Annotated in this window: 17 protein-coding genes; 15 read left to right on the top strand and 2 right to left on the bottom strand. The window is 44.3% G+C overall.

The features are described 5' to 3' along the window. The first annotated feature begins 112 nt into the window (after window positions 1–112). The 4 genes from ileS to CCC32_RS07365 all read left to right on the top strand — a co-directional run bounded on the left by ileS (window position 113) and on the right by CCC32_RS07365 (window position 5800). Window positions 113–3679 carry an isoleucine--tRNA ligase gene (gene ileS / locus CCC32_RS07380; protein ID WP_287073376.1) on the top strand — a complete coding sequence of 1189 codons (3567 nt, stop codon included), beginning with the start codon at window positions 113–115 and terminating at the stop codon, window positions 3677–3679. A 44-nt stretch (window positions 3680–3723) separates the two neighbouring features. Then, entirely contained in the window at window positions 3724–4107 is a 384-nt protein-coding gene (locus CCC32_RS07375) for a TraR/DksA family transcriptional regulator (protein ID WP_022317309.1), read from the top strand. A gap of 5 nt (window positions 4108–4112) precedes the next feature. After that, window positions 4113–4769 (top strand): lipoprotein signal peptidase, encoded by a 657-nt coding sequence (locus tag CCC32_RS07370; RefSeq protein WP_287073372.1) that lies wholly within the window; start codon window positions 4113–4115, stop codon window positions 4767–4769. Between the two features lie 65 nt (window positions 4770–4834). Beyond that, window positions 4835–5800, top strand: coding sequence for a DUF4296 domain-containing protein (locus CCC32_RS07365; RefSeq protein WP_042519511.1), 966 nt, complete (start codon window positions 4835–4837; stop codon window positions 5798–5800). A 355-nt stretch (window positions 5801–6155) separates the two neighbouring features. Here CCC32_RS07365 and CCC32_RS07360 read toward each other — a convergent pair whose 3' ends face one another. Beyond that, window positions 6156–7613: an aminoacyl-histidine dipeptidase gene (locus tag CCC32_RS07360; protein ID WP_044065923.1), complete on the bottom strand. Its 1458-nt coding sequence runs from the start codon at window positions 7611–7613 to the stop codon at window positions 6156–6158. A 295-nt stretch (window positions 7614–7908) separates the two neighbouring features. Here CCC32_RS07360 and CCC32_RS07355 point away from each other — a divergent pair, with 295 nt between their 5' ends. The 5 genes from CCC32_RS07355 (at window position 7909) to CCC32_RS07335 (ending at window position 15365) form a co-directional block, all read left to right on the top strand. Continuing rightward, a complete protein-coding gene (locus CCC32_RS07355) occupies window positions 7909–8499 on the top strand; it encodes an OmpH/Skp family outer membrane protein (protein WP_042519431.1) in 591 nt (196 codons plus the stop codon). 400 nt (window positions 8500–8899) lie between these two features. Beyond that, on the top strand, window positions 8900–10468 hold the full coding sequence (locus tag CCC32_RS07350) for an NAD(P)/FAD-dependent oxidoreductase (protein WP_042519510.1): 1569 nt from the start codon (window positions 8900–8902) through the stop codon (window positions 10466–10468). A 142-nt stretch (window positions 10469–10610) separates the two neighbouring features. Further along, on the top strand, window positions 10611–13073 hold the full coding sequence (pheT, locus tag CCC32_RS07345; protein ID WP_287073368.1) for a phenylalanine--tRNA ligase subunit beta: 2463 nt from the start codon (window positions 10611–10613) through the stop codon (window positions 13071–13073). Window positions 13074–13141: 68 nt separating this feature from the next. Next, window positions 13142–13873, top strand: coding sequence for a YebC/PmpR family DNA-binding transcriptional regulator (locus CCC32_RS07340; RefSeq protein WP_042519429.1), 732 nt, complete (start codon window positions 13142–13144; stop codon window positions 13871–13873). A gap of 397 nt (window positions 13874–14270) precedes the next feature. Further along, window positions 14271–15365, top strand: coding sequence for a nucleotidyltransferase domain-containing protein (locus CCC32_RS07335; protein ID WP_052485505.1), 1095 nt, complete (start codon window positions 14271–14273; stop codon window positions 15363–15365). 290 nt (window positions 15366–15655) lie between these two features. Here CCC32_RS07335 and CCC32_RS07330 read toward each other — a convergent pair whose 3' ends face one another. Next, window positions 15656–16294, bottom strand: a complete 639-nt coding sequence (locus CCC32_RS07330; RefSeq protein ID WP_287073364.1) for a DUF3256 family protein — start codon at window positions 16292–16294, stop codon at window positions 15656–15658. Between the two features lie 561 nt (window positions 16295–16855). Between CCC32_RS07330 and CCC32_RS07325 the strand changes: the two genes are divergently transcribed. The 6 genes from CCC32_RS07325 (at window position 16856) to CCC32_RS07300 (ending at window position 24934) form a co-directional block, all read left to right on the top strand. Then, on the top strand, window positions 16856–17539 hold the full coding sequence (locus CCC32_RS07325) for a cell division ATP-binding protein FtsE (RefSeq protein WP_022317296.1): 684 nt from the start codon (window positions 16856–16858) through the stop codon (window positions 17537–17539). 31 nt (window positions 17540–17570) lie between these two features. Then, window positions 17571–18887, top strand: a complete 1317-nt coding sequence (locus CCC32_RS07320) for an aspartate kinase (RefSeq protein ID WP_022317295.1) — start codon at window positions 17571–17573, stop codon at window positions 18885–18887. A 45-nt stretch (window positions 18888–18932) separates the two neighbouring features. Beyond that, a complete protein-coding gene (gene lysA, locus CCC32_RS07315) occupies window positions 18933–20102 on the top strand; it encodes a diaminopimelate decarboxylase (RefSeq protein WP_287073362.1) in 1170 nt (389 codons plus the stop codon). 33 nt (window positions 20103–20135) lie between these two features. Beyond that, complete coding sequence (locus CCC32_RS07310; protein ID WP_022317293.1) at window positions 20136–21302, top strand: glycosyltransferase; 1167 nt, start codon at window positions 20136–20138, stop codon at window positions 21300–21302. Window positions 21303–21585: 283 nt separating this feature from the next. Beyond that, window positions 21586–22854 carry a glycosyltransferase gene (locus tag CCC32_RS07305; protein WP_287073360.1) on the top strand — a complete coding sequence of 423 codons (1269 nt, stop codon included), beginning with the start codon at window positions 21586–21588 and terminating at the stop codon, window positions 22852–22854. Between the two features lie 91 nt (window positions 22855–22945). After that, complete coding sequence (locus CCC32_RS07300) at window positions 22946–24934, top strand: fructose-bisphosphatase class III (RefSeq protein WP_022317291.1); 1989 nt, start codon at window positions 22946–22948, stop codon at window positions 24932–24934. Window positions 24935–24989: the final 55 nt, after the last annotated feature.

The raw sequence follows: 24989 nt of genomic DNA, 5'->3' as shown, positions 1-24989 counted from the left end.
GGCTTCTATTTGTCTAATGGCAAAGAATTTATAAAGTATTTTGCAGAAAAATATTTTTTGTGTATCTTTGCCGCTCGATAATAGAATGTAAAGAAACAAATACAAAAAACATATGACCAAGAAATTTGCCGAGCATTCAGGCTTGGATCTGACAAAAGTAAACAATGAGATATTGGAAATGTGGAATAAGAATGATATATTCCACAAGTCTATTGATGAGCGTGAGGGATGTCCACAGTTTGTGTTCTTCGAAGGTCCTCCTTCGGCAAATGGTCATCCAGGCATTCATCATGTGCTCGCCCGTTCAATCAAGGATACCTTCAACCGCTATAAGACGATGAAGGGAATGCAGGTACACCGCAAGGCTGGATGGGATACCCACGGACTGCCTGTTGAACTCGGAGTGGAAAAGGAACTTGGCATTACCAAAGCAGACATTGACAACAAAGAGTCAAGCAAATATATCTCTGTAGAGGATTACAACCACAAGTGTCGTGAGAACGTAATGAAGTTCACGGCCGAATGGAGAAAACTAACTGAGGAGATGGGATATTTCGTAGATCTTGACCATCCTTATATAACATACGAGAATAAATATATTGAAACCTTGTGGTGGCTTCTGAAGCAGTTGTACAGCAAGGATCTTCTGTATAAAGGATATACCATCCAGCCTTACAGTCCGGGTGCAGGAACGGGACTCAGTTCTCACGAGCTTAACCAGCCCGGATGTTACAGGGATGTGAAGGATACAACCTGTACTGCCCTCTTTGAGGTGCTTGACCCGAAAGAAGAATGGACGAAATGGGGCAAGCCATATTTCATGGCGTGGACGACAACTCCTTGGACCTTGCCTTCAAACACTGCTCTTTGTGTGGGTCCATCCATAAAATACCTTGCTGTACAGACATACAATGCTTACAATGACGAGCAGGTGACTGTCATAATCGCCGAACCGCTTCTGCATTCCTATTTTAAGGCAGAAGGAAGTGAGGCTCCGATGGATGACTATAAGCATGGCGACAAGGTTGTTCCTTATCGTGTCGTTGGCGAGTATATGGGTACTGAACTTGAGGGATTACATTACAAGCAGCTGATGCCATGGGTTAAGCCAACGGCTAAGGTTGATAAAAACTCTCCTGCATTCGTTGCCGAATATGCTTCGGCACATCCCGAAAAAGTCTTCGTCGCAGAGAATGGCAAGGATAGCTTTGTTGAAATGGAAGACAGCGCTTTCCGCATTATCCTTGGTGACTATGTCACTACGGAAGACGGTACAGGTATCGTGCACATCGCCCCAACATTTGGTGCAGATGACGCCAAGGTGGCTAAGGATGCTAGAATTCCATCCCTGTTCCTGATTAACAAGAAGGGTGAGACACGTCCTATGGTTGACCTGCAGGGTAAATATTACACGCTTGATGAACTTGACGCAAACTTCGTGAAAGATTGCGTGGATGAAGGAAAATACGGACATCATGCAGGTGATTTCGTAAAGAACGCCTATGCTCCAGAATTCAATGTGGACGGTAAATATGATGAGAAGGCTGCAGCAAAAGCTGAAGACCTGAATATCGTGTTGTGTATGGAGATGAAACAGGAGGGAAGCGTGTTCAAGATAGAAAAGCACGTGCACAATTATCCACACTGCTGGCGTACAGACAAACCTATCCTCTATTATCCGCTTGATAGTTGGTTCATACGTTCCACTGCAAAGAAGGAGCGTATGGCAGAACTCAACAAGACAATCAACTGGCAGCCAGAATCAACTGGAACAGGACGTTTTGGCAACTGGCTTGAGAATCTTAATGACTGGAACCTCTCTCGTTCACGCTTCTGGGGAACACCGCTTCCGATCTGGCGTGATGAAGATGGAGAGGAAATCTGTATCGGTTCGCTTCAGGAACTCTATGATGAGATAGAAAAGAGTGTAGAGGCGGGATATATGAAGTCAAATCCTTTGAAAGACAAAGGATTTGTTCCAGGTGACTATTCAAAGGAAAATTATGACAAGGTGGATCTCCATAGACCATACGTTGATAATATCGTTTTGGTAAGCCCTACAGGAAAGGCAATGAAGAGAGAAACCGATCTTATTGATGTGTGGTTTGATTCAGGCTCTATGCCTTATGCGCAGATTCACTATCCGTTTGAGAACAAAGAACTGATAGACAAGCGTCTGGCTTTCCCTGCGGATTTCATCAACGAGGGAGTAGACCAGACACGTGGATGGTTCTTCACTCTGCATGCCATAGCAACTATGGTGTTCGACAGTGTCGCTTTCAAGAACGTCATCTCTACAGGACTCGTTCTTGATGCCAAGGGAGACAAAATGTCGAAGCACAAAGGAAATGTCGTTAACCCGTTCACGATGATTGACAAGTATGGTGCTGATCCGGTGCGTTTCTATATGATGACGAATTCAGAGCCATGGGACAACTTGAAATTTGACGAGAAGGGAGTAGACGAAGTTAGAAGAAAATTCTTCGGCACCCTATACAATACATATTCGTTCTTCAGTCTTTATGCTAATGTAGACGACTTTGACTACTCTCAGCCTGAAGTGCCTCTGAATGAGAGACCGGAGATTGACCGCTGGATTCTTTCCGCACTTCATTCATTGATAAAGGGTGTTGACAAAGAACTCGGCAATTATGACCCGACACGTGCGGGCAGACTGATTGACAATTTCGTAAACGATGACCTCAGCAACTGGTATGTACGTCTGAACCGTAAACGCTTCTGGGGCAAGGAGATGAGCAAGGACAAGTTGTCGGCTTACCAGACTCTCTATACATGTCTTGAGACTGTAGCCAAACTGTTGGCGCCTTTTGCTCCTTTCTACTCTGACCAACTCTATCTCGATCTGACCAAAGCAACGGGCAGAGGTGGAGAACAGTCTGTACATTTGGCTAAATACCCTGAGGCAGACGAGAGCTTCATCGATTCGGATCTGGAAATCCGTATGGGAATGGCACAGAAAATCACATCAATGGTGCTTGCTCTTCGTCGCAAAGTAAATATCAAGGTAAGGCAACCGCTTCAGGCTATCATGATTCCTGCAGTTGATGATGAACAAAAGAATCATATAGAGGCAGTCAAGGACTTGATAAAGAACGAAGTAAACGTCAAGGAATTGCGCTTCGTTGAAGGCTCTGGAGTATTGGTGAAGAAGGTGAAATGTAATTTCCGTACGATGGGAAAGAAGTTCGGAAAGCTCATGAAGGGTATTGCAGCAGCAATGGGTAATCTTTCTCAGGAAGAGATTTCACAACTTCAGACAACAGGTTCTTATGAGCTCGAGGTTGAAGGTCAGAAGGCTGTTGTTGAAACAACTGACGTAGAGATAATCAGTGAGGATATCCCAGGATGGCTTGTCAGCAATGAAGGTAACCTTACTGTCGCTCTCGATGTCGAGCTTACAGACGAGCTGCTTAATGAGGGAATGGCACGTGAACTTATCAACCGTATCCAGAATATCCGTAAAGAGATAGGTCTGGAGATTACAGACCGTATTAACGTGACGCTTTCTCCAGATTCCAAAGTGGAAGCAGCACTGGCAGGATTTGCTGATTATATCAAGGCGCAGGTCCTCGCTGATAATGTATGTATTGCAGACAACGATGGAATAGCAGCTGAAATCGAAGATTTGAATATCAACATCAAAGTAGCTAAGGCGTAATGCCTTAGTTGCTTTATATGTCTAACTCTTAAGAAATCAATATTATGGCAACAGAAAAAACACGTTATAGCGATGAGGAACTTGAAGAGTTCCGTGAGATAATAAACTCAAAGTTGGCTCTCGCACGTCGCGATTATAGTCAAATGATGCGCTCTTTGATGAACGCTGATGGTAATGACGTTGACGACACCTCGCCTACATACAAAGTGTTGGAGGAGGGTAGTACGACGCAGTCAAAGGAAGAGATGATGCAGTTGGCTAGCCGTCAACAGAAATTCATACAGGGACTTGAAGCTGCATTGGTGCGTATTGAAAACAAGACTTATGGAATCGACCGTATTACCGGCGAGTTGATACCTAAGGAGCGCCTTCGCATCGTGCCTCACGCAACATTGAGCGTTGCATCGAAGAATGCAAGAAAGAAATAAAAACGATGGCATTTATTAAGGTAAACAAGAAAGGGCTTCTCGTAAGCGTCGTGATAATACTGGCACTCCTTATCGACCAGATCATAAAGATTGAGGTTAAGACAGGAATGCCGTTGGGAGGACAGATCCATATAACGGACTGGTTTTATATAAAGTTTATTGAGAACAACGGCATGGCATATGGCATGACGTTTATAAACAAGCCTGTTCTAAGCGTTTTCCGTATAGTTTTGATCAGTTTGCTTGGATGGTATATTTGCCGTCAGGTGAAAACTGGAGCACGTACGTTCTATATTATTGTCCTTGGCCTTGTTTTTGCAGGAGCTTTGGGCAATCTTATAGATTGTATGTTCTATGGTCTTGTATTCAGTGGCTCATCGCCTTATTTCACATCTTATCTCGTCCCGTTTGGAGAAGGCTATTCCGGCTTCCTTACAGGTAGGGTCGTGGATATGTTTTATTTTCCGTTGATAGTCACGACATGGCCTAAATGGGTGCCGGTTTGTGGAGGTGATGAATTCGTTTTTTTCAGTCCGATATTCAATTTCGCTGATAGTTGTATCAGTGTAGGTTTTGTACTTCTTGTGCTTTTCTGTCGTCAGGAACTTGCACAATTGTCTTCGGATTCTAAAAAGTCAATGCGAAGAGATGAGCCAGAGTGATTCTGCCCTTTTGATGGGCGACAATGGAATTTGGATTTTTTTAGGGTAAGGTTTTGAACAAACAAATGATGGAACGAGGTTTCTATTTTCTTACATTGCTGTTTCTGTCCTGCTCTTTGCTGTATTCGTGCAAGCCACAGGTTCCTGGCGAATATCTGCAACCTGACGAGATGGAAGATATCTTGTATGACTATCACATAGCTTTGGGTATGCTTGATGACAACTCTGATGACGGAATGAAGCGAACCATGTATGAGATGTCTGTATTGAGGGAACATGGAGTTTCACAAGCGTTGTTTGACTCTTCACTTGTTTATTATAGTCGTCATTCGGACAGATTTCAGAAGATTTACGAGAATCTGACAAAACGTCTTGGTGACGAGGCTGTAGCATTAGGTGCTTCGGCAAGTGATATAGGCAATTTTGGAGACAGTATGGAGAAAGGCGATACGGCAAATGTCTGGAAAGATGCCACGTCATTTATGTTGGCCACTCTTCCTCCCAACAATGTCAGATCCTTTACTTTGTCTGCAGATACGGCTTTCCACAATGGGGATAAAATCGTGTTGAGTTTTAAAACACAGTTCATCTTCCAGGATGGGTATAAAGATGGCGTGGCTCTGTTGGCTGTAAGATTCTCCAACGACAGTGTTGCAACTCGTACTGTCCATCTCTCTGAGTCAACGAGCTATGATTTGGCGATATCTGATGATGCAAGGCTTGGTATAAAGAATGTAAGTGGCTTTATTACTTTGCAAGGTTCGGCAAACTCTTCTCAGACGACTTTGAAGCTGATGTTCGTTGAAAACGTTCGTTTGATAAGATGTCATGTAAACGGTATCCCATCTTCAGCTGCTTCTTCCGTAGATGTAATTGATTCTGTAAAGGCTGATGGGCTGAAACCCGTTACTGAACAGTCTCAACATCCGCAACCTGTCAAGCAGTCTCCTCAGCCTCTTAGGGAAATTGGCCCACAACCTGATAAGCTGATGAGGATGACGGATAATAAACTTTCTGACAAGATATCATGAGCAGGAGGGGATTCACACGTAGGATAGCATCTAATGGTGTTTCTTTAGATGGAAAGGAACTAGGGCGCTATGTTGTTGAGTTGCGGGATGATGAGGTGATTGATTATTATCCCTTATTGTCTGAGCTGCCTTTTACTGAATGGATACCCACGTCGGTAAAGTTGGTTAGAGAAAAGGGGCGCATTATATGGTTGGTGTAGTGATTTTCCGAATCTGCTTTTTGTCCTGTTTTCAATGATGCCTTTCCAGTTCGTGGTGTCATCGTTTTAATATGAAACAACAATAAAAGCTGAACTGCATTTTACATATGCGGTTCAGCTTTTATTGTTGTTCTCTTTTCTAGAGTCTGATCTTGTTATTTCTTAGGCATGTTCTTTAGAATCTCTAACAGGTGATCCCAAACCATTTGTACGGTAGGAATGAGAAGACGCTCGTCTGGAGAGTGAACGCCACGGAGTGTAGGTCCGAAAGAAACCATATCCATCTGTGGATATTTCTCTGAGAAGAGACCACATTCCAGACCGGCGTGAATACCGATTACCAGTGGGTCTTTCTTGAAAAGTTTCTTGTATGTTTCAACAACTATCTTTGTCAGCTCGCTGTTTGGATTCATCTTCCATGCTGGGTAAGAGTCGTCAACAGTGACTTCAGCTCCTCCCAATATGAAAGCTGCCTTGACTGTGTTTGTCATATTCTGCAGGTTGCTCATCACGTTTGAGCGTTGTGAAGCTACTACAACGATTTCTGTATCCTTCGTTACAACACTTGCAACATTGTTGGATGTCTCCACCATCCATTCAAGTTCTTTGTCCTGGCACATTGCCAATACACCGTTATATACGGCTTGAAGGGCGTATATGAACTTTGTAGAGTTCTCTTTCGGTAAAACTCTTTCAGCCTCGCAACTCTCAAGGGCGGCGGTCATATTTGGTTCTGTTACGTGGAACTCATCCTCAAATCCTGCTACCATGATGTTCCAGTCAGCCTTTATGGTTTCCTTGTCTTTTGCAGGCACGGCGAACACTACCATTCCATCGCGGGGGATAGCGTTGTGCATGCGGCCGGCATTGAAGTTAGCCAAGCGGAGGTCTGTCTTCTCCTGCTCGGTGAAGAGGAAACGGGTAAGGAACTTGATGCAGTTTGCACGCTTCTTGTTGATGTCGTCACCGCTATGTCCGCCTACGAGTCCGTTGATGCTTGCCTTCATGAAGAAATAGTCAGCGGGAGCCTCTTCCTTGTTGAATTTGAAGGTTGCAGTAGTTGTCTGTCCACCGGCACAACTTATAAATATCTGTCCTTCGTCTTCGCTATCCAGATTGATAAGCATGTTACCTTTCATGAATCCAGACTCCATTCCGTGAGCTCCGGTAAGTCCTGTTTCCTCGTCGCGTGTGAATACGCATTCAATAGGTCCGTGCTCTATCTCGTTGCTGTCGAGAATAGCCATTTCGATGGCACATCCGATACCGTCATCAGCTCCCAGAGTAGTTCCCTTTGCCTTCATCCATTCACCGTCAACATAAGTTTGGATAGCGTCTTTCGTGAAGTCGATATCGACGTCTACAAGTTTTTCGCAAACCATATCCATGTGGCTCTGCAGAATTACGGTCTTGCGGTCTTCGTATCCCTTGGTAGCAGGTTTCCTGATGATTACGTTGCCTGTCTTGTCTACCTGTGTGTCGAGGTTTCTGCTCTCTCCGAATTCTTTCAAGAATTCAATCATCTTCTCTTCGTGTTTAGAAGGGCGGGGAATTTGGTTGACCCTTGCAAATTGTTCAAAGACACAAGCTGGTTTTAATTCGCTGTTGTTCATAAATGTATATTTATTTAAAGTTTAAAGTTTGTAAGTTCAGAATCTTTGAATGATGAAAATATTGTTAGCAACGTCAATAAAATCAGTAGCTTGACCAAAATTCTTCATTCTTCATTCTTTATTTTTCATATAATATTCTATCTTTGCATGCAAATTTAGGCAAAAAGCTTGAAAACCGCTTATTGCGCATGTTAATATTTGCAATATATGCAATAATTAATGGAGAATCCGTTATATATGCGGTGTCTGATGGCAAATATAAATTGGTAATAACAAAAAACGGAATATTAATAAGATGAACAAGAAAATGGTTCGTGTAATGTCAGTTATGGCGATTGCTTTGCTGGCAATGGCTTCTTGCAACAAGGAAGCGCAAAAGGTTGATGAAAAGACTCAGGCTCATGCTACTCAGTCTGGCTCTGTAAAGATTGCTTATGTTGAGGTAGACTCAATCATGTCACAGTATAAATTCTGTAAGGAATATTCACTTATACTCCAGAAAAAGAGTCAGAATATAGAAAACACTCTGGCTGCTAAGCAGAATTCTTTGCAGGCTGCAGCTGCAAAGTTTCAGCAGGATGTACAGAACAACAAATATACTCAGCAACAGGCTGAGGCTGTCCAGGCAAATCTTCAAAAACAGGGTGCTGACTTGCAGGCTCTTCAGCAGAGACTAGGAGCAGAGTTCCAGAATGAGACCAATACATTCAACAAGGCATTGCGCGATAGCATACAGCATTATCTTGCTGCATACAATAAAGACAAGAAATATGGCTTGATATTGAGCAAGGCCGGTGATAATATTCTCTATGCTGACAAAGCATACGATATAACCAATGAGGTTATCGCGGGCTTGAACAAGGCTTATAAGCCAGCTAAGAAATAAATACGATGATAATAAAGGTTAAGGGACGATACCAAGGATTCGTTCCTTAATTTTTTATTTCGCTTTTCATCGTCGTTCTTGTCCTATGATATAGGTATAGTTTTGCATTGATGAAATATGATTGACAGGCAGAAGACATTGGTCTCTATATGTTGAATGTATTTTAGATGCTTTAATGGGGTGTCTTCTTCTGTCGGAATAGGTGGGTATTAACACTGAGTTCTTATTGTGCTCATTGTTATTTTTGCTTGATTGTTGTTCTGTGTAACCTTTGTCTTGCATAAGAAACACTTGTTCGCATGTCTTCATGGCGTTGTTTCCGCATTGTCAAAGCAGTCTTTTGCCTTAATGGAGAATGGCGATTTCTTTTCAGGATGCTGATATCAATATAAATGATAATATGATAAAAGAGTTACATGTTAGAGTCGCTCCTCAGATTGCGGCTACAGAAAGTCTATTGAAGGATTATCTTGCTGAAGAACTGGCAATTGATACACGGACAATCACGTCAGTGCGAGTGCTCAGACGTAGTATTGATGCTAGGCAACGCAATATATTTGTGAATCTTAAAGTGAGGACATACATAAATGAACAACCGACAGACGAGGAGTACGTGCATACAGAATATAATGATGTGTCGGATGGCAACTGCGTCATTGTGGTAGGAGCCGGTCCGGGAGGTCTTTTTGCTGCCCTGAGGCTTGTGGAGAAAGGCTTTAGACCAATAGTCTTAGAGCGTGGCAAGAATGTGCGGGACAGAAAGAAAGACCTGTCGCTTATAACCAAGATGCAGAAAGTAGATCCAGAGAGCAATTATTGCTTTGGCGAGGGTGGAGCAGGGGCATATTCTGATGGAAAACTGTATACTCGAAGTAAGAAACGGGGCGACATAGAAAAAATACTCAATGTCTTCTGCCAGCACGGTGCATCTACATCAATTCTCTCAGACGCTCATCCGCATATAGGTACCGACAGGCTTCCGTCGGTCATAGAATCAATGCGCAATACTATAATCAGATGTGGTGGTGAAGTTCATTTCCAAACTAAGATGACTTCATTGTTAGTTGAAGGTGATGCGGTAATAGGCGTTGAATGCATAGACCTCCAGAATGGCATCCAGAAGGTTTTCCATGGACCGGTTATCCTTGCCACTGGCCATTCTGCCCGTGATGTGTATCGGTATCTTGGCTCGGCTGGCGTAGCGATAGAGGCAAAAGGCATTGCAGTCGGAGTTAGACTTGAACATCCTGCTGCGCTAATAGACCAGATTCAGTATCATAACAAGAAAGGACGTGGCAAGTATTTGCCTGCAGCAGAATATAGTTTTGTCACTCAGGTTGAGGGTAGGGGCGTTTATTCTTTCTGCATGTGTCCGGGTGGCTTCGTTATTCCTGCGGCTACTGACAAGGAGCAGATTGTTGTCAACGGCATGAGTCCCAGCAATAGAGGAACACAATGGTCTAACAGTGGTATGGTCGTAGAGGTTAGGCCGGAGGACATAGACGGAGAAGGGGATTTGAAAATGATGGCTTTTCAGGAAAAATTGGAACGTGATTGCTGGATAAACGGCAATATGCGGCAGACTGCTCCTGCACAAAGAATGGGAGATTTCGTGAAGTCGAAGCTTAGCTATGATTTGCCAAAGGCATCTTATGCTCCGGGATTGATTTCCAGTCCGTTGCATTTTTGGTTGCCCCCAATGATAAGCCATAGATTGCAGCAGGGGTTCGTGAAATTTGGCGGTATGAGTCGCGGTTTCTTGACAAACGACGCTGTGCTTATGGCGGTAGAAACAAGGACTTCCTCACCAGTACGGATATTGCGAGACAAAGAGACTCTCCAGCATGTTACTTTACATGGGCTCTTCCCGTGTGGCGAGGGTGCTGGTTATGCAGGCGGAATAGTCTCTGCAGGAGTAGATGGAGAGCGATGTGCCGATGCAGCAGCTGAATATGTAGCCAGACTTTAACTGCCTTTCATTCAGAAAGAGAATAGGCGTTTTAGAAGGTTACGTCAGGACATATTGTCATTTTTTAGGTAAAGGTTTGTTTAATAGCCTATTTTTTAGTACTTTTGTCCCGACTCAAACGAAATTGTAAAAATACATCATAATGAATATATCTTACAAATGGTTGAAGGAGTATGTTGATTTCAACCTTACTCCACAAGAAGTATGCGACGCTTTGACTTCTGAAGGTCTTGAAGTAGATTCTCTTGAGGAAGTGCAAAGTATACAAGGTGGTCTCAAAGGCCTGTTTGTAGGCAAGGTCCTTACTTGTGAGGCCCATCCCAATTCGGATCATTTACATGTTACAACTGTTGACTTAGGACATGAAACCCCTTCTCAGATAGTGTGCGGAGCGCCTAATGTTGCTTCTGGTCAGAAGGTTATTGTGGCAGATTTGGGTTGTGTGCTTTATGATGGCGATAAGGAATTCGTTATCAAGAAGTCTAAACTACGCGGAGTGGAAAGCTATGGTATGATATGTGCCGAAGATGAAATAGGCGTAGGTACAAGCCATGATGGTATCATCGTTTTGCCGGATACTGCTAAAGAGGGTACACCCGCTGCAGAATATTATAATCTGGAGAGTGACTGGTTGATAGAAATCGACATAACGGCCAATCGTGCGGATGCTCTTTCGCATTGGGGAGTGGCACGTGATCTCTATGCGTGGTTGAAACGTAATGGCTATGAGACAAGTCTCCATCGTCCGGGCTGCGATGCATTTGAAGTTGACAATGAATGTCTTCCGATTGATGTCGAAATTCAGTGTGCCGAGGCTTGTAAACGTTATGCTTGTGTTAGTCTGACAGGCTGTAAGGTTACCGAAAGTCCGGAATGGCTTCAGAAAAAACTCAACGTAATAGGCATTCGTCCGATAAACAACATAGTTGACATTACCAACTATGTGATGATGGCATATGGACAGCCACTGCATTGCTTTGATGCAGATATGGTGAAGAATCACAAGATAGTAGTTAAGACTATGCCAGAGGGAACGCCTTTCGTTACTCTTGATGGAGTGGAACATAAGCTCAGTGAGCGCGACCTTGCCATATGCAATGCTGAAGAACCGATGTGTATAGCTGGCGTTTTTGGTGGCAAGGGTAGTGGCACTTACGATACTACGGTGAATGTAGTGCTTGAGAGCGCATATTTCCATCCGACCTGGATACGTAAAAGTGCTCGTCGTCATGGATTGAGTACTGATGCATCTTTCCGTTTTGAGCGTGGTATAGATCCAAACGGAGTGATTTATGCTCTGAAGCAGGCAGCTCTGTTGTGTAAGGAACTTGCTGGTGCAAAGGTGTCTATGCAGATAAAGGATGTATATCCTGAACCGATACCCGATCCTGTGGTTGAATTAAAGTATGAATACGTTAATTCTCTTGTTGGTAAAGTCATTGGGGAAGACATGATAAAGAGCATTGTCGAATCTCTTGAGATGAAGGTGCTGGATGAGAATGCCGAAGGTCTGAAACTTCAGATACCAGCTTATCGTGTTGACGTGCAGCGTCCATGCGACGTGGTTGAGGATATCTTGAGGATTTATGGCTATAACAACGTAGAGATACCAACACAGCTGAAAAGCTCCTTGGTGATAAAAGGTGAGGAAGACTTGAAACATAAAGCTGAAAATCTTATAGGAGAGCAGCTGGTAGGATGTGGATTCAATGAGATATTGAACAACTCTCTTACAAAGGGTGACTACTACAAAGCTCTCAACCACTATCATGCAGATCATCTTGTTCGCATTATGAATCCGTTGAGTTCCGATCTTAATGTGATGCGTGAGACATTGTTGTTTGGCGGATTGGAGAGTCTTGAATATAATATAAAACGCAAGAATCCTAATCTTCGTTTCTTCGAGTTTGGCAATGTCTATGATTACAGTGCAGAAAAGCATACAGTGGATAATCCACAGGCTGCTTACAAGGAGGAATATCATCTTGGCCTTTGGCTTACCGGTAAGAGGGTGAGTGGCAGTTGGGCTCATCCCGAAGAAGACACATCGTTCTATGAACTGAAAGCATATGTCGAGAATATCCTTCGTAGAGTAGGGTTGTCGTTTGCTGCTGTCGTGTTCAAGAAAAGCGACAATGATATTTTCTCGTCAGCAATCGCTATAGAGAACAGAGGAGGAAAACTCATTGCCGAAATGGGTGTTATAGCAAAGAAACACCTCAAAGAGTTTGATATTGAGTTGCCGGTATATTATGCAGAGATTAACTGGACTCTCCTTATGAAGGCAGTACGCAAGAATACTGTAAACTTCCATGAGATAAGCAAGTTCCCACCTGTAAGCCGTGACTTGGCGTTATTGGTAGACTCTAATGTAGAATTCGTTGAGATAGAAAAGATTGCCTACCAGTCTGAAAAGAAGTTGCTTAAAAAAGTAGAACTCTTCGATGTATATGAGGGAAAGAATCTTCCTGCTGGCAAGAAGAGTTACGCCGTTAACTTTATCCTTCAGGATGAGGAGAAGACACTTACGGAGAAGCATATCGAGGCAGTGATGACCAAATTGATTGCTAATCTGAAAAAGCAATTGAACGCTGAGCTGAGATGATGGTTTTTAATCACTGATGGTTTTTCAAAAAGATAACAATTTAAAAACATTATAAAACAATTACTCCAATGGGAAGAGCATTTGAATATCGCAAAGCGACTAAGATGAAGAGATGGGGACATATGGCCCGTACGTTTACAAAGATTGGCAAACAGATTGCCATTGCAGTCAAGGCTGGTGGTCCTGATCCTGAAAACAATCCTCACCTGAGAGCTATCATTCAGACTGCCAAGCGTGAGAACATGCCTAATGCTAACGTTGAGCGTGCGATAAAAAACGCAATGGGCAAAGACCAGAAGGATTTCAAGGAAGTAACCTACGAGGGATACGGACCTCATGGAGTGGCTATCTTCGTGGATGCCGCGACAGACAACACAACCCGTACTGTAGCCAACGTGCGTGCCGTATTCAACAAGTATGGTGGCAACTTGGGAACACAAGGTTCCTTGTCTTTCCTTTTTGATCAGAAGTGCGTGTTTACATTCAAGAAGCAGGCGGATCTTGATATGGACGAACTCATCCTTGAATTCATTGACTATGGTGTTGAAGAGGAATATGATTTCGATGAAGAGACCAACGAGGTTACTATATATGGTGACCCTAAGAGCTTTAGCGATCTGCAGAAGCATCTTGAAGCCAATGGTATCGAGATTACTGGTGCTGAGTTCACTCGTATTCCAACGGATCTAAAGGATGTTACTCCTGAACAACGTGAGGTAATCGACAAAATGGTTGATATCCTTGAGGATGATGACGACGTTCAGAACGTTTATACTAACATGAAACCGGCTGAGGAATAATACTATACATTTATTCTAAGGTACTTTTGGTTAATATAGAATGAATGTCATATACTATTTAGGGCAGTTTCTGAAATTTTTTTATTATCGAAACTGCCCTAAAATGTTATTATACATTTAATGTAGAAATTGAATGCGTATATCTAATTGTTGGGTTTGTTAACCCAAATCGGTCATTAGTGCTTGCTTGGATTTTGATTTTTTAGAAGAGTGGATTTTGTTTGGCTTTTAATGAGTAATACGAGCTGTTGCGAATTAAAAACAGACAAAAGGCATCTTATAAAAACAAATGACAGCAAGAAGTCATTAAATAATTCAATAAACGGCCTAATGACCGTTTGAGGGTAAATACCATGGATTTTTATACGACAAAATGAATTGTTTCTTCAATTAATTAATGGAAAGTTCAGAGAAATATTTCTTCGAGTTGATACAGATGGGGCTCTTTCATAGGTTCGTCTTATCAGGAACACCTAATGCGGATGAGTGGGCGAAAGTTTACGATATTGCCAATAATCAGACTTTGTTAGGAGTTTTGTTTCCTGTCATTGAGAGATTACCTCAAGAGCAACGTCCTCCACGTGATATCTTGTTTTCATGGTATGCATCATCCTGTAAAATTCGTGAAATGAACAAGCAGCTCAACACACAGGTAGTTTCTCTCTATAGGGGGCTTTCTTTGAAGGGCGTGAAAAGTTCTGTGCTAAAAGGACAGGGTGTGGCATTGTATTATCCAGATCCAATGTTGCGCAATCCTGGAGATATTGATATATGGCTGACTGGGGGAAGAAAGCGTATTGTATCCCTTTTGAAGAAATTGGATGTGGATATTGGTGAAATAGTGTATCACCACGTGGATGCATTTTTTTTTACTGATACAGACGTAGAGGTTCACTTTCGTCCTACATGGCTCTGGAATCCGATTCATAACATCCGATTGCAGAATTGGTTTGATAAGGTTGCACCATATCAGATGGCAAATAGTGTGATGATTTCAGAAGGAGGGGAGAGGATTGCTTGCCCGACGAGAGATTTCAATGCCGTCTTTCTTCTAATACATATTTACAGACATTTCTTTGACGAGGGGATAGGTCTTCGGCAGTTGATGGATTATTATTACTGTATTATAAGAGATGGTGACAATCGATATGTTGTCAATCTTCTGAAGCGGTTTGGGCTTTTGCGTTTTGCTTCAGCGTTGATGTTTGTCCTTCATGTCGTGTTCGGATTGCCTGAGGAAAAGTTTTTGGTCAACCCAAATGCTGAATATGGTGAACTACTTTTGAACGAGATTATGCAAGCGGGTAATTTCGGACATTTTGATGTCCGTATGTCACGAGATTGTGAAGTTGGCAGTATTGCCAACCTGAAGCGAAAACATAGTCGAAATGTTCAAATTCGACGATTGTCGCCAGATGAAGTATTTTGGGAAGTGCCTTTCAAAATATGGCATTATCTTTGGCGTCTCGTCGTTAACAGAAAAAGACCATAGATATACTGCTGGGTTCATTGGCGAGTTTTTTCCAGACTTCGTTGCTCAAAAAAACATTTTGACTTGGTTCGGACGGTAAGAGCCGTCCATCAAGGAACGGATGAGCATGTGCTTATTGGTCAAGAGCCATGGGAGCAGCAGCTTACAATAAAACAAAAAAATTGATTGTCTCACGACAACCAATCTTTTATTAACCTTAATAATCTAATACCATGAAAAACACGTTGCAAATATAGTTGATTATATAGTGAAATGCAACAGTTTCAATAAAAAGATTGTCTGAATAAACATTATTTAAAACAACGTCCATCCCATTTAAGACATCTTTGCATTTTAAAGTCTGGTAAATCCACATCTGTGGAAATTTTAAGTGGAACGTATGTGTTAAATGTCAATTCGCCATTTTCTTTATCCGAAAGAGAAACGACAATCATTATCGGGTCTAATACTGCAGGTTCTTTCTCCCCGGTTTCTTTTTTCAGGGAATCAATTACTTGACTGTAAAAATCATCTCTTGCAGATATTACTACGTTTTTCTCTGTATCAACTGGGGTCCAGTCAATGGTGTAAAAGTCCACATCGCTTTCAGCTGCGGGATTGCCGTAATACCTGTTCATGCATATCAGATCTGTGCCGGTGTCTTTTTTCAGAAGCAGTAACTGTACACCTGATTTCTCTGATAGTCTGACATAAATGAATTTGTCATTAAGAGATACCAATTTAAGTTCGCCCCCTAAAAGGTTCTTGATTCCTTCTTTATTTTCATCAACATTGTCATTGTCAACAATGTCGCTTCGGATACTGCTGTTCATTATTGGCAAAATAGAATCCGGCATTTCTTTCCAAACGTCCTTCATCGTTTTCTGTGCATAAATCCCTTGTCCTGAGAGTATTATTAATGATGTTGCTATAATCTTTAGAATGTTCATCTGCTAGAATTTAATTATGTTTATTTGTTTGAATACAAAATTATAAAAAAAACATTTATCTGGAAATTATATTGGCAATTATCCCCAATAATTATCGTTAAAATCATGATCGAGATTTAACGTGTAGTGTTTTATGCCCATGCCGGCTGTTTATTCCAAATCGAAGATGGATTGATGTCAGGGCATATTCCGACCTTAGCGAGGAACAGACAATAATCTGGTGTCGACAAGAGCTGATTATGTTGTCGGGGAGAAATAAATATATAGTAAACACGATAAAAATCTATTTTTATCATATCGTTTAATTTAGTGTCATTAAAAAATAGTATATTTGCATTAATTTTCATGTCAACAAGGCGTTTTCCGCTGATATTTATACATCGAGACGCTAAAAACATAATTAATTATTGTCAATAGAGACCTTTGAGAATATGTATTCCATATAGTTTCCTGAAAGTCCTTTGTATATTTGACATCTTTAATGTATGTGTTGTTTGATATGTTGATCATTCAAGATAAACAGGGAAATTGAAGTTAAAAAAATAATTAGAACAATATATAATGTTAGTTGATTTCAAGAATGTGAATATTTGCCAAGAATCCAAATGCGTTTTGGAGAATGTCAACTTCCATGTTGACGAAGGTGAATTCATATATATAATAGGTAAGGTCGGAGCAGGAAAGAGCAGTCTGCTCAAGACTATGTATTGTGAACTTGACATTGAAAGCGCAGATTGTGCCAATGTTCTTGACCACAATCTTTTGACAATAAAGCGCAGGCAGATACCACAGCTGAGGAAAGGGATAGGAATCATTTTCCAGGATTTCCAGCTTCTTCACGACAGGACCGTTTATGATAATCTCAGATTCGTTTTGCGCGCCACAGGTTGGCGTGACAAGGCTTCTGTAGATGACCGGATAAACGAAGTGCTTGATGCAGTGGGGATGAGTGACGCTATAAACAAGATGCCTCACCAACTGTCTGGCGGTGAGCAGCAGCGAATAGCTATATCACGGGCTTTGCTCAATACTCCAAAGATAATCATAGCTGATGAGCCTACAGGAAATCTTGATGTGGAGACGGCCTCTAATATCGTGTCCCTGTTGAAATCCATAAGCCAGAAAGGCACAGCAGTCATTATGTCAACCCACAACATCCCGATGATTGACAAATATCCCGGAATCGTATACAGTTGCCAGAACGGCACATTAGAGGAACAAGACATTGACAAGATGTCGATGTAGGAAATACACGCGAACACTAAAAGATATAATTATGAAAGTAATGAAATTCGGAGGCACATCTGTTGGTTCTCCAGAGAGGATGAAAAGTGTCTCAAAATTGATAACTAGCAGTGGTGAACCTGTTGTCATCGTGTTGTCAGCGATGTCGGGAACCACAAACTCATTGGTCGAGATATCCAATTATCTGTACAGGAAGAATCCGGAAGGCGCCAACGAAGTGATAAACCGCCTTGAACAGAAATACATGTCACACGTAGAAGATTTGTATTCTACAGAAAAATGGAAAAAGGAAACGCGTAGTTTTCTCCGTGAGGAATTCAATTATCTACGTTCGTTCACAAAAGACCTCTTCACTAGTTTTGAGGAGAAGAGCATAGTGGCACAGGGTGAGATCATGAGTACGAACATGGTCGTGAACTACCTGAAAGAATGCGGAGTCGATGCAGAGTTGTTGTCGGCACTTGATTTCATGCGCACAGACAAGAACGGCGAACCTGACACATCGTATATCAAGGAGAAATTGACCGCTTTGCTTGAGGAAGTCAAAGGAAAGCAAATCTATATAACACAAGGTTTCATATGCCGTAATGCCTATGGCGAGATAGACAACTTGCAGAGAGGCGGCAGCGACTACACCGCTTCGCTTATCGGAGCTGCGATAAACGCCGAAGAGATACAGATATGGACAGACATTGACGGAATGCACAACAACGACCCACGCATCGTTGACGGTACAGAAGCTGTAAGGCAGCTTCACTTTGAGGAGGCAGCAGAGCTTGCCTATTTCGGTGCCAAGATCCTGCATCCTACTTGCATCCAGCCTGCAAAATATGCCGGCATCCCCGTACGCCTTCTGAACACGATGGAACCGGAAGCTCAAGGCACTATCATAGATAATGTAACTTTGAGGGGGAAAATCAAGGCAGTAGCTGCAAAAGACAATATCACGGCTATCAAGATAAAGAGCAGCCGCATGCTTCTGGCTACTGGCTTCTTGAGAAAAGTCTTTGAGATTTTCGAGAGCTACCAGACGGCAATCGACATGGTGGCAACCAGCGAGGTCGGCGTTTCGATGAGTATAGACAACGACACCCATCTGGCTGAAATAGTGGATGAATTGAAGAAGTATGGCACTGTGACCGTAGACACCGACATGTGCATTGTCTGCGTTGTCGGAGATCTTGACTGGAGCAATGTAGGCTTTGAGACGCTCGCCACGGATGCATTGAAGAACATCCCCGTGAGAATGATTTCATATGGCGGCAGCAATTACAACATTTCATTTCTCATCCGGGAAAGCGACAAGAAGGCTGCGCTCCAGAGCTTGAGCGACACTCTCTTCAAATAAAGAAAAGCAATAAACGACACACAACAACGACACACAACACGAAGAATGAAAGGAATATTCCCCGTTGACAAGTTCATGGAAATCGAAACTCCGTTTTATTTCTATGACACGTCCCTCTTGAGCAAGACTTTAGAGGAGATAAACAGAGAGGCAGGCAGACACGATAATTTCCGTGTCCATTATGCAGTCAAGGCAAATGCCAACCCCAAGATACTGAATGTAATCCGCCATTACGGACTTGGCGCCGACTGCGTGAGTGGAGGTGAGATAAAGGCGGCCCTGCGTAGTGGTTTTCCGCATGACAGGATAGTCTTTGCCGGTGTAGGCAAAAGCGATTGGGAAATAGCGCTTGGCATAGACAACGACATACAATGTTTCAATGTCGAAAGCATCCCTGAGCTTGAGGTGATTGATGAAATCGCCAGGGCGAAGGGCAAAATCGCGAATGTGGCATTCAGGATAAACCCTGATGTAGGTGCCCATACCCATGCTAACATAACCACAGGTCTGGCAGAGAACAAGTTCGGAATACCTATGGAGGAGATGGAACCGGTAATCCGTCTTGCAGTCAACATGAAGAACGTGAAGTTCAGAGGATTGCATTTCCATATAGGTTCACAGATTCTCGACATGGGCGACTTTGAGGCGTTGTGCAATCGCATCAACGACCTCCAGCAACAGCTTGAGCGCCATCATATTATAGTTGAGTCATTGAATGTAGGCGGAGGTCTCGGAATTGACTATCATGAGCCTGACAGAGCCTCTGTTCCTGACTTCAAGGGGTATTTCAACACGTATGCCAGATTCCTGAAGCTTCGTCCTCATCAGACTTTGCATTTCGAGCTTGGGCGTGCTGTAGTAGGTCAATGTGGGTCGTTGATTACCAGAGTGTTGTATGTCAAGGATGGAGTTTCCAAGAAGTTCCTTATCCTTGATGCCGGAATGACAGATCTGATAAGACCGGCTTTGTATCAGGCCTATCATAAGATAGAGAACATTTCAAGCGACGGGCCTATGGAGACCTACGATGTGGTCGGACCGATCTGCGAGTCGAGCGACGTGTTTGCAAAGGCGGCAGACTTGAATTGTAGTAGGAGAGGGGATTTTATAGCCATCCGGTCGGCAGGTGCCTATGGAGAGATTATGGCTTCACAGTACAACTGCAGGAAGTTGCCTGACGGTTTCGTGTCTGAGGAGCTGAATATAGATTATTAACTTAAAACTTGGTTATAAGGAAGGCAGTATAAAATGTTAGTAGTTGATGATAAGACAATGGTGTTAGGAGGCGTTGCAATATTGCTTGCGCTTTTGTCTCCAATCGTAAACGCGTTGATTCTGAAATTGAAGGTAGGGAAGTCAGACATTGACGGCTCCTCATTGCCTGTCAACGATGTTTCATTGCCCGGCATTTCAGTAGTCATGACTGTTGATGACGAGGGTGAAGACCTCAAGAAGAATCTGCCACAATGGCTTGACCAGTCGTATGGCGGCAGATATCAGGTCATTGTAGTCGTTTCGGGCAACGACCCTCAGGTTGAGTCAATCCTCAAGCGATATTCGGGTTCCCCGTCGCTATACACCACTTTCATCCCGTCTTCGTCCCGCTATATGAGCAGGAAAAAGCTTGCCGTGACCATTGGCGTGAAGGCAGCCAGATACGACTGGGTGCTCTTGACGGATGTGGATTGCTATCCGGAGAAAGCCACATTCCTTGACTCCATATCCCGCAGGTCCATATCCGGCGATTGCCAGATGGTGTTGGGCTACAGCAATTTCAGCTCCGACGCCCCGTCAGCCCGTCTCTTCGACAACACCTACAGTCTCTATCGCCAGTTGGCCCTGTCGCAAAGAGGCAGGACAGCAGGCTATTCCGGTAAAGTAGTACTGTTCAGAAAATCCATGTTCATCGAGGGCAAGGGCTATGACGGGAATCTGAAATACACGAGAGGCGAGTTTGAATTCCTGGCAAACAAATTCTCCACGGAATCCAACACGCTGGTCTTTGCATCCCCCGACGCTATGGTGATAGAAGACACCCCGTCTCACAAGGGTTGGACAAACAAGTGTCTCAATTATCTTGCAATACGCAAGACGCTTCGCAACTCCAGACTCCCGAGGTTCACATTCAATCTTGGCATAGTTTCCATGCTGTCGGCCAACATCCTGCTTACCGCCCTGATAGCCTGTTCAGCCATCGCCCGGATGTGGATACTCTGCGGCTGTGCGGTCTTTGCGTTGCTCCTGTCATTCGTTCTGCGCACGGTGATTCTGTCCGTCCGCCTGCGCCCGTATCTTCACGGAATGTCGTTCGTCAAATTATGGTGGCTGGAACAGACGCTACCTTTCAGAAACTGCATGAGACTGCTGAAATATCGTTTCGCCGACAAATATGACTTCATAAGCCACAAGCTTTAAGCCCCTCGCCCAAACGGCCATCAATCAGCTTGTAAAAAAGCAAAGGCTGCAAGCAGTCATAAAATGTAACATCAATGATGAGCGTTTGGGCGTTAAAAAGCCAGTGCGATGCAATATATCCCGTTCCACAACGTTATAACAATAGACGATAATTGGAGTTGCCCCAAACTATAGGCAATAATGAGAGTTGCCCACAACAATAGACGATGATGAGGTTGACCCCAACAATATACGATAATGAGAGTTGACCAAAATACTGAATTGATTTTTAAAAGCATGTGCCATGAATATACTCCATTGCATTCCACGTTCAGATTCAGGTTCAATACGGCAGACCCTGCTTGACGACTTGTTTTCGTTCAACACACATGACCTCTCTAATTATGTGTTGACAGACAAGTCACAGCAATCTGAATTTGCAGCATGCGTAGGGACAGACAAGGTATATTGTTTCTCCTCCTCCCGTCCATGGATCAAGGGAGGCAAGAAACAGTTCAGGCATGTCGTTGCCGCTACCTCGGCAGAGATAATCCACATACATTCATTTGCAGACCTGTATTCTCTTCAGATCATGAGATGGGCCTTTGCCATGAGGATTCCCGTGGTCTTCTCCCCATACAACTCGATGATGCCCTGGCATTTGAGCGACATCCCTCTGCCCCTGAGGCTGAAGAGGACGATAGTTTCCCGGATGCTTCTCAAGCACACCGGAGCCACTGTCCTCACAAGCTCCAACCAGGAAACGGAGCGTATGAAGCAGATGTTCCGTCATGCGTTGGGCAGTTCGGGCCGCCTTTCCGTGGCCACCCGCATCAAGAGCATCAACGGTGAAGCAGACACCCTGCGCCTCGCATCCACCATGTTCTCCGTATACCGGAAGATCATCGACAGCAATCCCTTCTGGCTGATGAGCGAAAAAGACGTATATATAGAAAACGGTCTGGCGGCATTGGGAGCCATACTGTCTTCCGGCAAGGATGCCGACACCGTATTCCTGCCCCTGCAGAAGATAAAAACAGAACTCTCCACCCTTTCCGCCGAGCATTGGCGACGCATCCAGCTTCATTCCTCAGACCAGGACATTCTCCCCGAGGTGCGCATGGCCTACGAGTCGCTGATGGGCACACCCGGCGAGTTCGACCCCCAGACTGTGGACCGCCATTCTGTGGTTGCCTTCAGGAGCGAACTGAAAAGGGACAAGCCTTCGATAAAGACATCCAGAATGCATCAGGTTTCCGAGGACTATTCAGAATACAAGAGCGAACTTCTCCTCTGCGTCATGCTTCTCAACATGAAGCACCTGACAGACACCCGAAGAGTGACGCGCAGAAACCTTTCCGACCTGTATCTCTATGCAAGGTTTGAAGACTACAACGAATATGTGCTCGAAGAGATGCTTTCAGATCTGGGCATACTGGAGTTCAGTTCCCGCATCCTCACACTCCTCGTCCACAGCATGTTCCTTGAAAAAGGGCATGTACCCGTAAAACTCTCACGTGAAAAGGATTTATGCAAAATGCAGAAGCAACTTTTCAAATCCAATATAATGTGAAGAAGTAACTTTTCAAATCCATATGATATGGAGCAGCAGCTTTTCAACTCCAATATAATATGAAGAAACAACTTTTCAAATCTAATATAATATGAAGAAAAACTTAAACCAACCGCAAGAGAACGAACTGCAGTATCTGCAGTTGTTGTCAAAGACCTTCCCTACCATTGCGGATGCGAGCACGGAGATAATAAACCTCCAGGCCATCCTCAATCTGCCTAAGGGAACAGAGCATTTCCTTGCCGACATCCACGGCGCCTACGAGTCATTCCAGCATGTGCTGAAGAATGCTTCGGGCAACATCAAGAGAAAAGTGAACGAGCTTTTCGGCAACCAGATCCGCGATACGGAGCTCCGCGACCTCTGCACTCTCATCTATTATCCCGAGCAGAAGCTCGAGATGGTGAAGCTCGTAGAGGAAGACATCAACGACTGGTACCACATCACCATCCACCAGCTTGTCACCATCTGCCGCGATGTGTCGAGCAAATACACCCGTTCGAAAGTCAGGAAATCCCTGCCCAAGGAGTTCTCCTACATCATCCAGGAGCTTCTGCATGAGCATTCCGACGACATCGACAAGGCTGGCTACGTGACTGCCGTCATCGACAGCATGATAGAGACCGACAGCGCCGACGACTTCATCATCGCCATCGCCCACGTTATCCAGCGCCTTGCCATCGACCGGCTCCATATTCTGGGCGACATCTACGACCGCGGTCCTGCCGCCCACAAGATCTTGAACCTTCTCACCCATTACCACAACTGGGACATCCAGTGGGGCAATCACGACATGCTGTGGATGGGAGCCTGTGCCGGCAACGACGCCTGCATCACCAACGTGGTGAGAATCTCGCTGCGCTATGCCAACCTCACCACCCTGGAGGAGGGCTACGGAATAAACCTGCTGCCCCTTGCCACTTTCGCCATGGAGACCTACAAGGACGACCCATGCCTGGAATTCATCCCGAAGACCTCAGGCGGCACAGGCGTTCTCGATGAGAAGACCGTTCGCCTCATCGCCATGATGCACAAAGCCATCTCCGTAATCCAGTTCAAGGTGGAAGCCGCCTTGATAAAGAAGCACCCCGAATGGAAGATGAAAGACCGCATGCTCTTCAACAATGTTGACTACGACAAGGGCGTGTGCGTCATCGACGGCAAGGAATATGCCATGAAGAGCTGCCTTTTCCCCACGGTAGACCCCAAGCATCCCAACGTGCTGACGAAGGAAGAGGAGGAACTCATGAAGAAGCTCCACCATTCGTTCACCGTGAGCGAGAAGCTGCGCAACCACATAGAGCTGCTGCTCAGCCACGGCTGTATGTACAACATCACCAACAACAACCTGCTCTTCCATGCTTCGGTGCCTCTCAACGACGACGGCTCCCTGAAGGAAGTGGAGCTGTTCGGCGGCAAGAAATATAGCGGCAGGGAGCTGATGCACCATACGGGTCTCCTCGTGCGTGCGGCGTTCCAGAACGACAGTTCCGAGGCAATGCGTGATTTCGCGCGCGACTATTTCATGTATCTGTGGTGCGGTCCCGACTCCACACTCTTCGACAAGTCCAAGATGGCCACCTTCGAGCGTTATTTCCTTGAAGACGCCGAGACCCACAAGGAGTATAAGGGCAACTATTTCAAGATGAGAGACAACGAAGAAGTGGTGGACAGGATTCTCGACGCCTTCGAGGTGCGCCATCCCAACCGCCACATCATCAACGGCCACGTGCCCGTGCATGCCGGAAGCGGCGAGAACCCGATAAAGGCCAACGGCAAGCTGATGGTCATCGACGGCGGTTTCTCCAAGGCCTACCACAAGGAGACGGGCATTGCCGGCTACACGCTCATCTATCACAGCCGCGGCTTCTTCCTTGTGCAGCACGAGCCGTTCACGAGCGAGGAGGATGCCATCAAGCGCGGCACCGACATCAAGAGTTTCACCAAGATCGTGGAGATGTCTTCTCACAGGATGCTCGTTGCCGACACCGACATCGGCGATGACCTGCGCGGCCAGATCGAATATCTCAAGAAGCTCCTCTATGCCTACAGGTATGGATGGATAAAGGAGCGCGGATAGGGGGCTATATCTCCTATAAGTCCTATAAGACTGATAGGACTTATAGGACTGATAA

Source organism: Prevotella sp. LMAG:51 (genome assembly GCF_008680225.1).
GTDB lineage: Bacteria > Bacteroidota > Bacteroidia > Bacteroidales > Bacteroidaceae > Prevotella > Prevotella pectinovora.
This window is presented reverse-complemented; position numbering and strand designations above follow the sequence as displayed.

Coding starts and splice junctions, on each gene's coding strand:
- ileS (WP_287073376.1), top strand. CDS start 113: ATGACCAAGAAATTTGCCGAGCATTCAGGCTTGGATCTGACAAAAGTA.
- CCC32_RS07375 (WP_022317309.1), top strand. CDS start 3,724: ATGGCAACAGAAAAAACACGTTATAGCGATGAGGAACTTGAAGAGTTC.
- CCC32_RS07370 (WP_287073372.1), top strand. CDS start 4,113: ATGGCATTTATTAAGGTAAACAAGAAAGGGCTTCTCGTAAGCGTCGTG.
- CCC32_RS07365 (WP_042519511.1), top strand. CDS start 4,835: ATGATGGAACGAGGTTTCTATTTTCTTACATTGCTGTTTCTGTCCTGC.
- CCC32_RS07360 (WP_044065923.1), bottom strand. CDS start 7,613: ATGAACAACAGCGAATTAAAACCAGCTTGTGTCTTTGAACAATTTGCA.
- CCC32_RS07355 (WP_042519431.1), top strand. CDS start 7,909: ATGAACAAGAAAATGGTTCGTGTAATGTCAGTTATGGCGATTGCTTTG.
- CCC32_RS07350 (WP_042519510.1), top strand. CDS start 8,900: ATGATAAAAGAGTTACATGTTAGAGTCGCTCCTCAGATTGCGGCTACA.
- pheT (WP_287073368.1), top strand. CDS start 10,611: ATGAATATATCTTACAAATGGTTGAAGGAGTATGTTGATTTCAACCTT.
- CCC32_RS07340 (WP_042519429.1), top strand. CDS start 13,142: ATGGGAAGAGCATTTGAATATCGCAAAGCGACTAAGATGAAGAGATGG.
- CCC32_RS07335 (WP_052485505.1), top strand. CDS start 14,271: ATGGAAAGTTCAGAGAAATATTTCTTCGAGTTGATACAGATGGGGCTC.
- CCC32_RS07330 (WP_287073364.1), bottom strand. CDS start 16,294: ATGAACATTCTAAAGATTATAGCAACATCATTAATAATACTCTCAGGA.
- CCC32_RS07325 (WP_022317296.1), top strand. CDS start 16,856: ATGTTAGTTGATTTCAAGAATGTGAATATTTGCCAAGAATCCAAATGC.
- CCC32_RS07320 (WP_022317295.1), top strand. CDS start 17,571: ATGAAAGTAATGAAATTCGGAGGCACATCTGTTGGTTCTCCAGAGAGG.
- lysA (WP_287073362.1), top strand. CDS start 18,933: ATGAAAGGAATATTCCCCGTTGACAAGTTCATGGAAATCGAAACTCCG.
- CCC32_RS07310 (WP_022317293.1), top strand. CDS start 20,136: ATGTTAGTAGTTGATGATAAGACAATGGTGTTAGGAGGCGTTGCAATA.
- CCC32_RS07305 (WP_287073360.1), top strand. CDS start 21,586: ATGAATATACTCCATTGCATTCCACGTTCAGATTCAGGTTCAATACGG.
- CCC32_RS07300 (WP_022317291.1), top strand. CDS start 22,946: ATGAAGAAAAACTTAAACCAACCGCAAGAGAACGAACTGCAGTATCTG.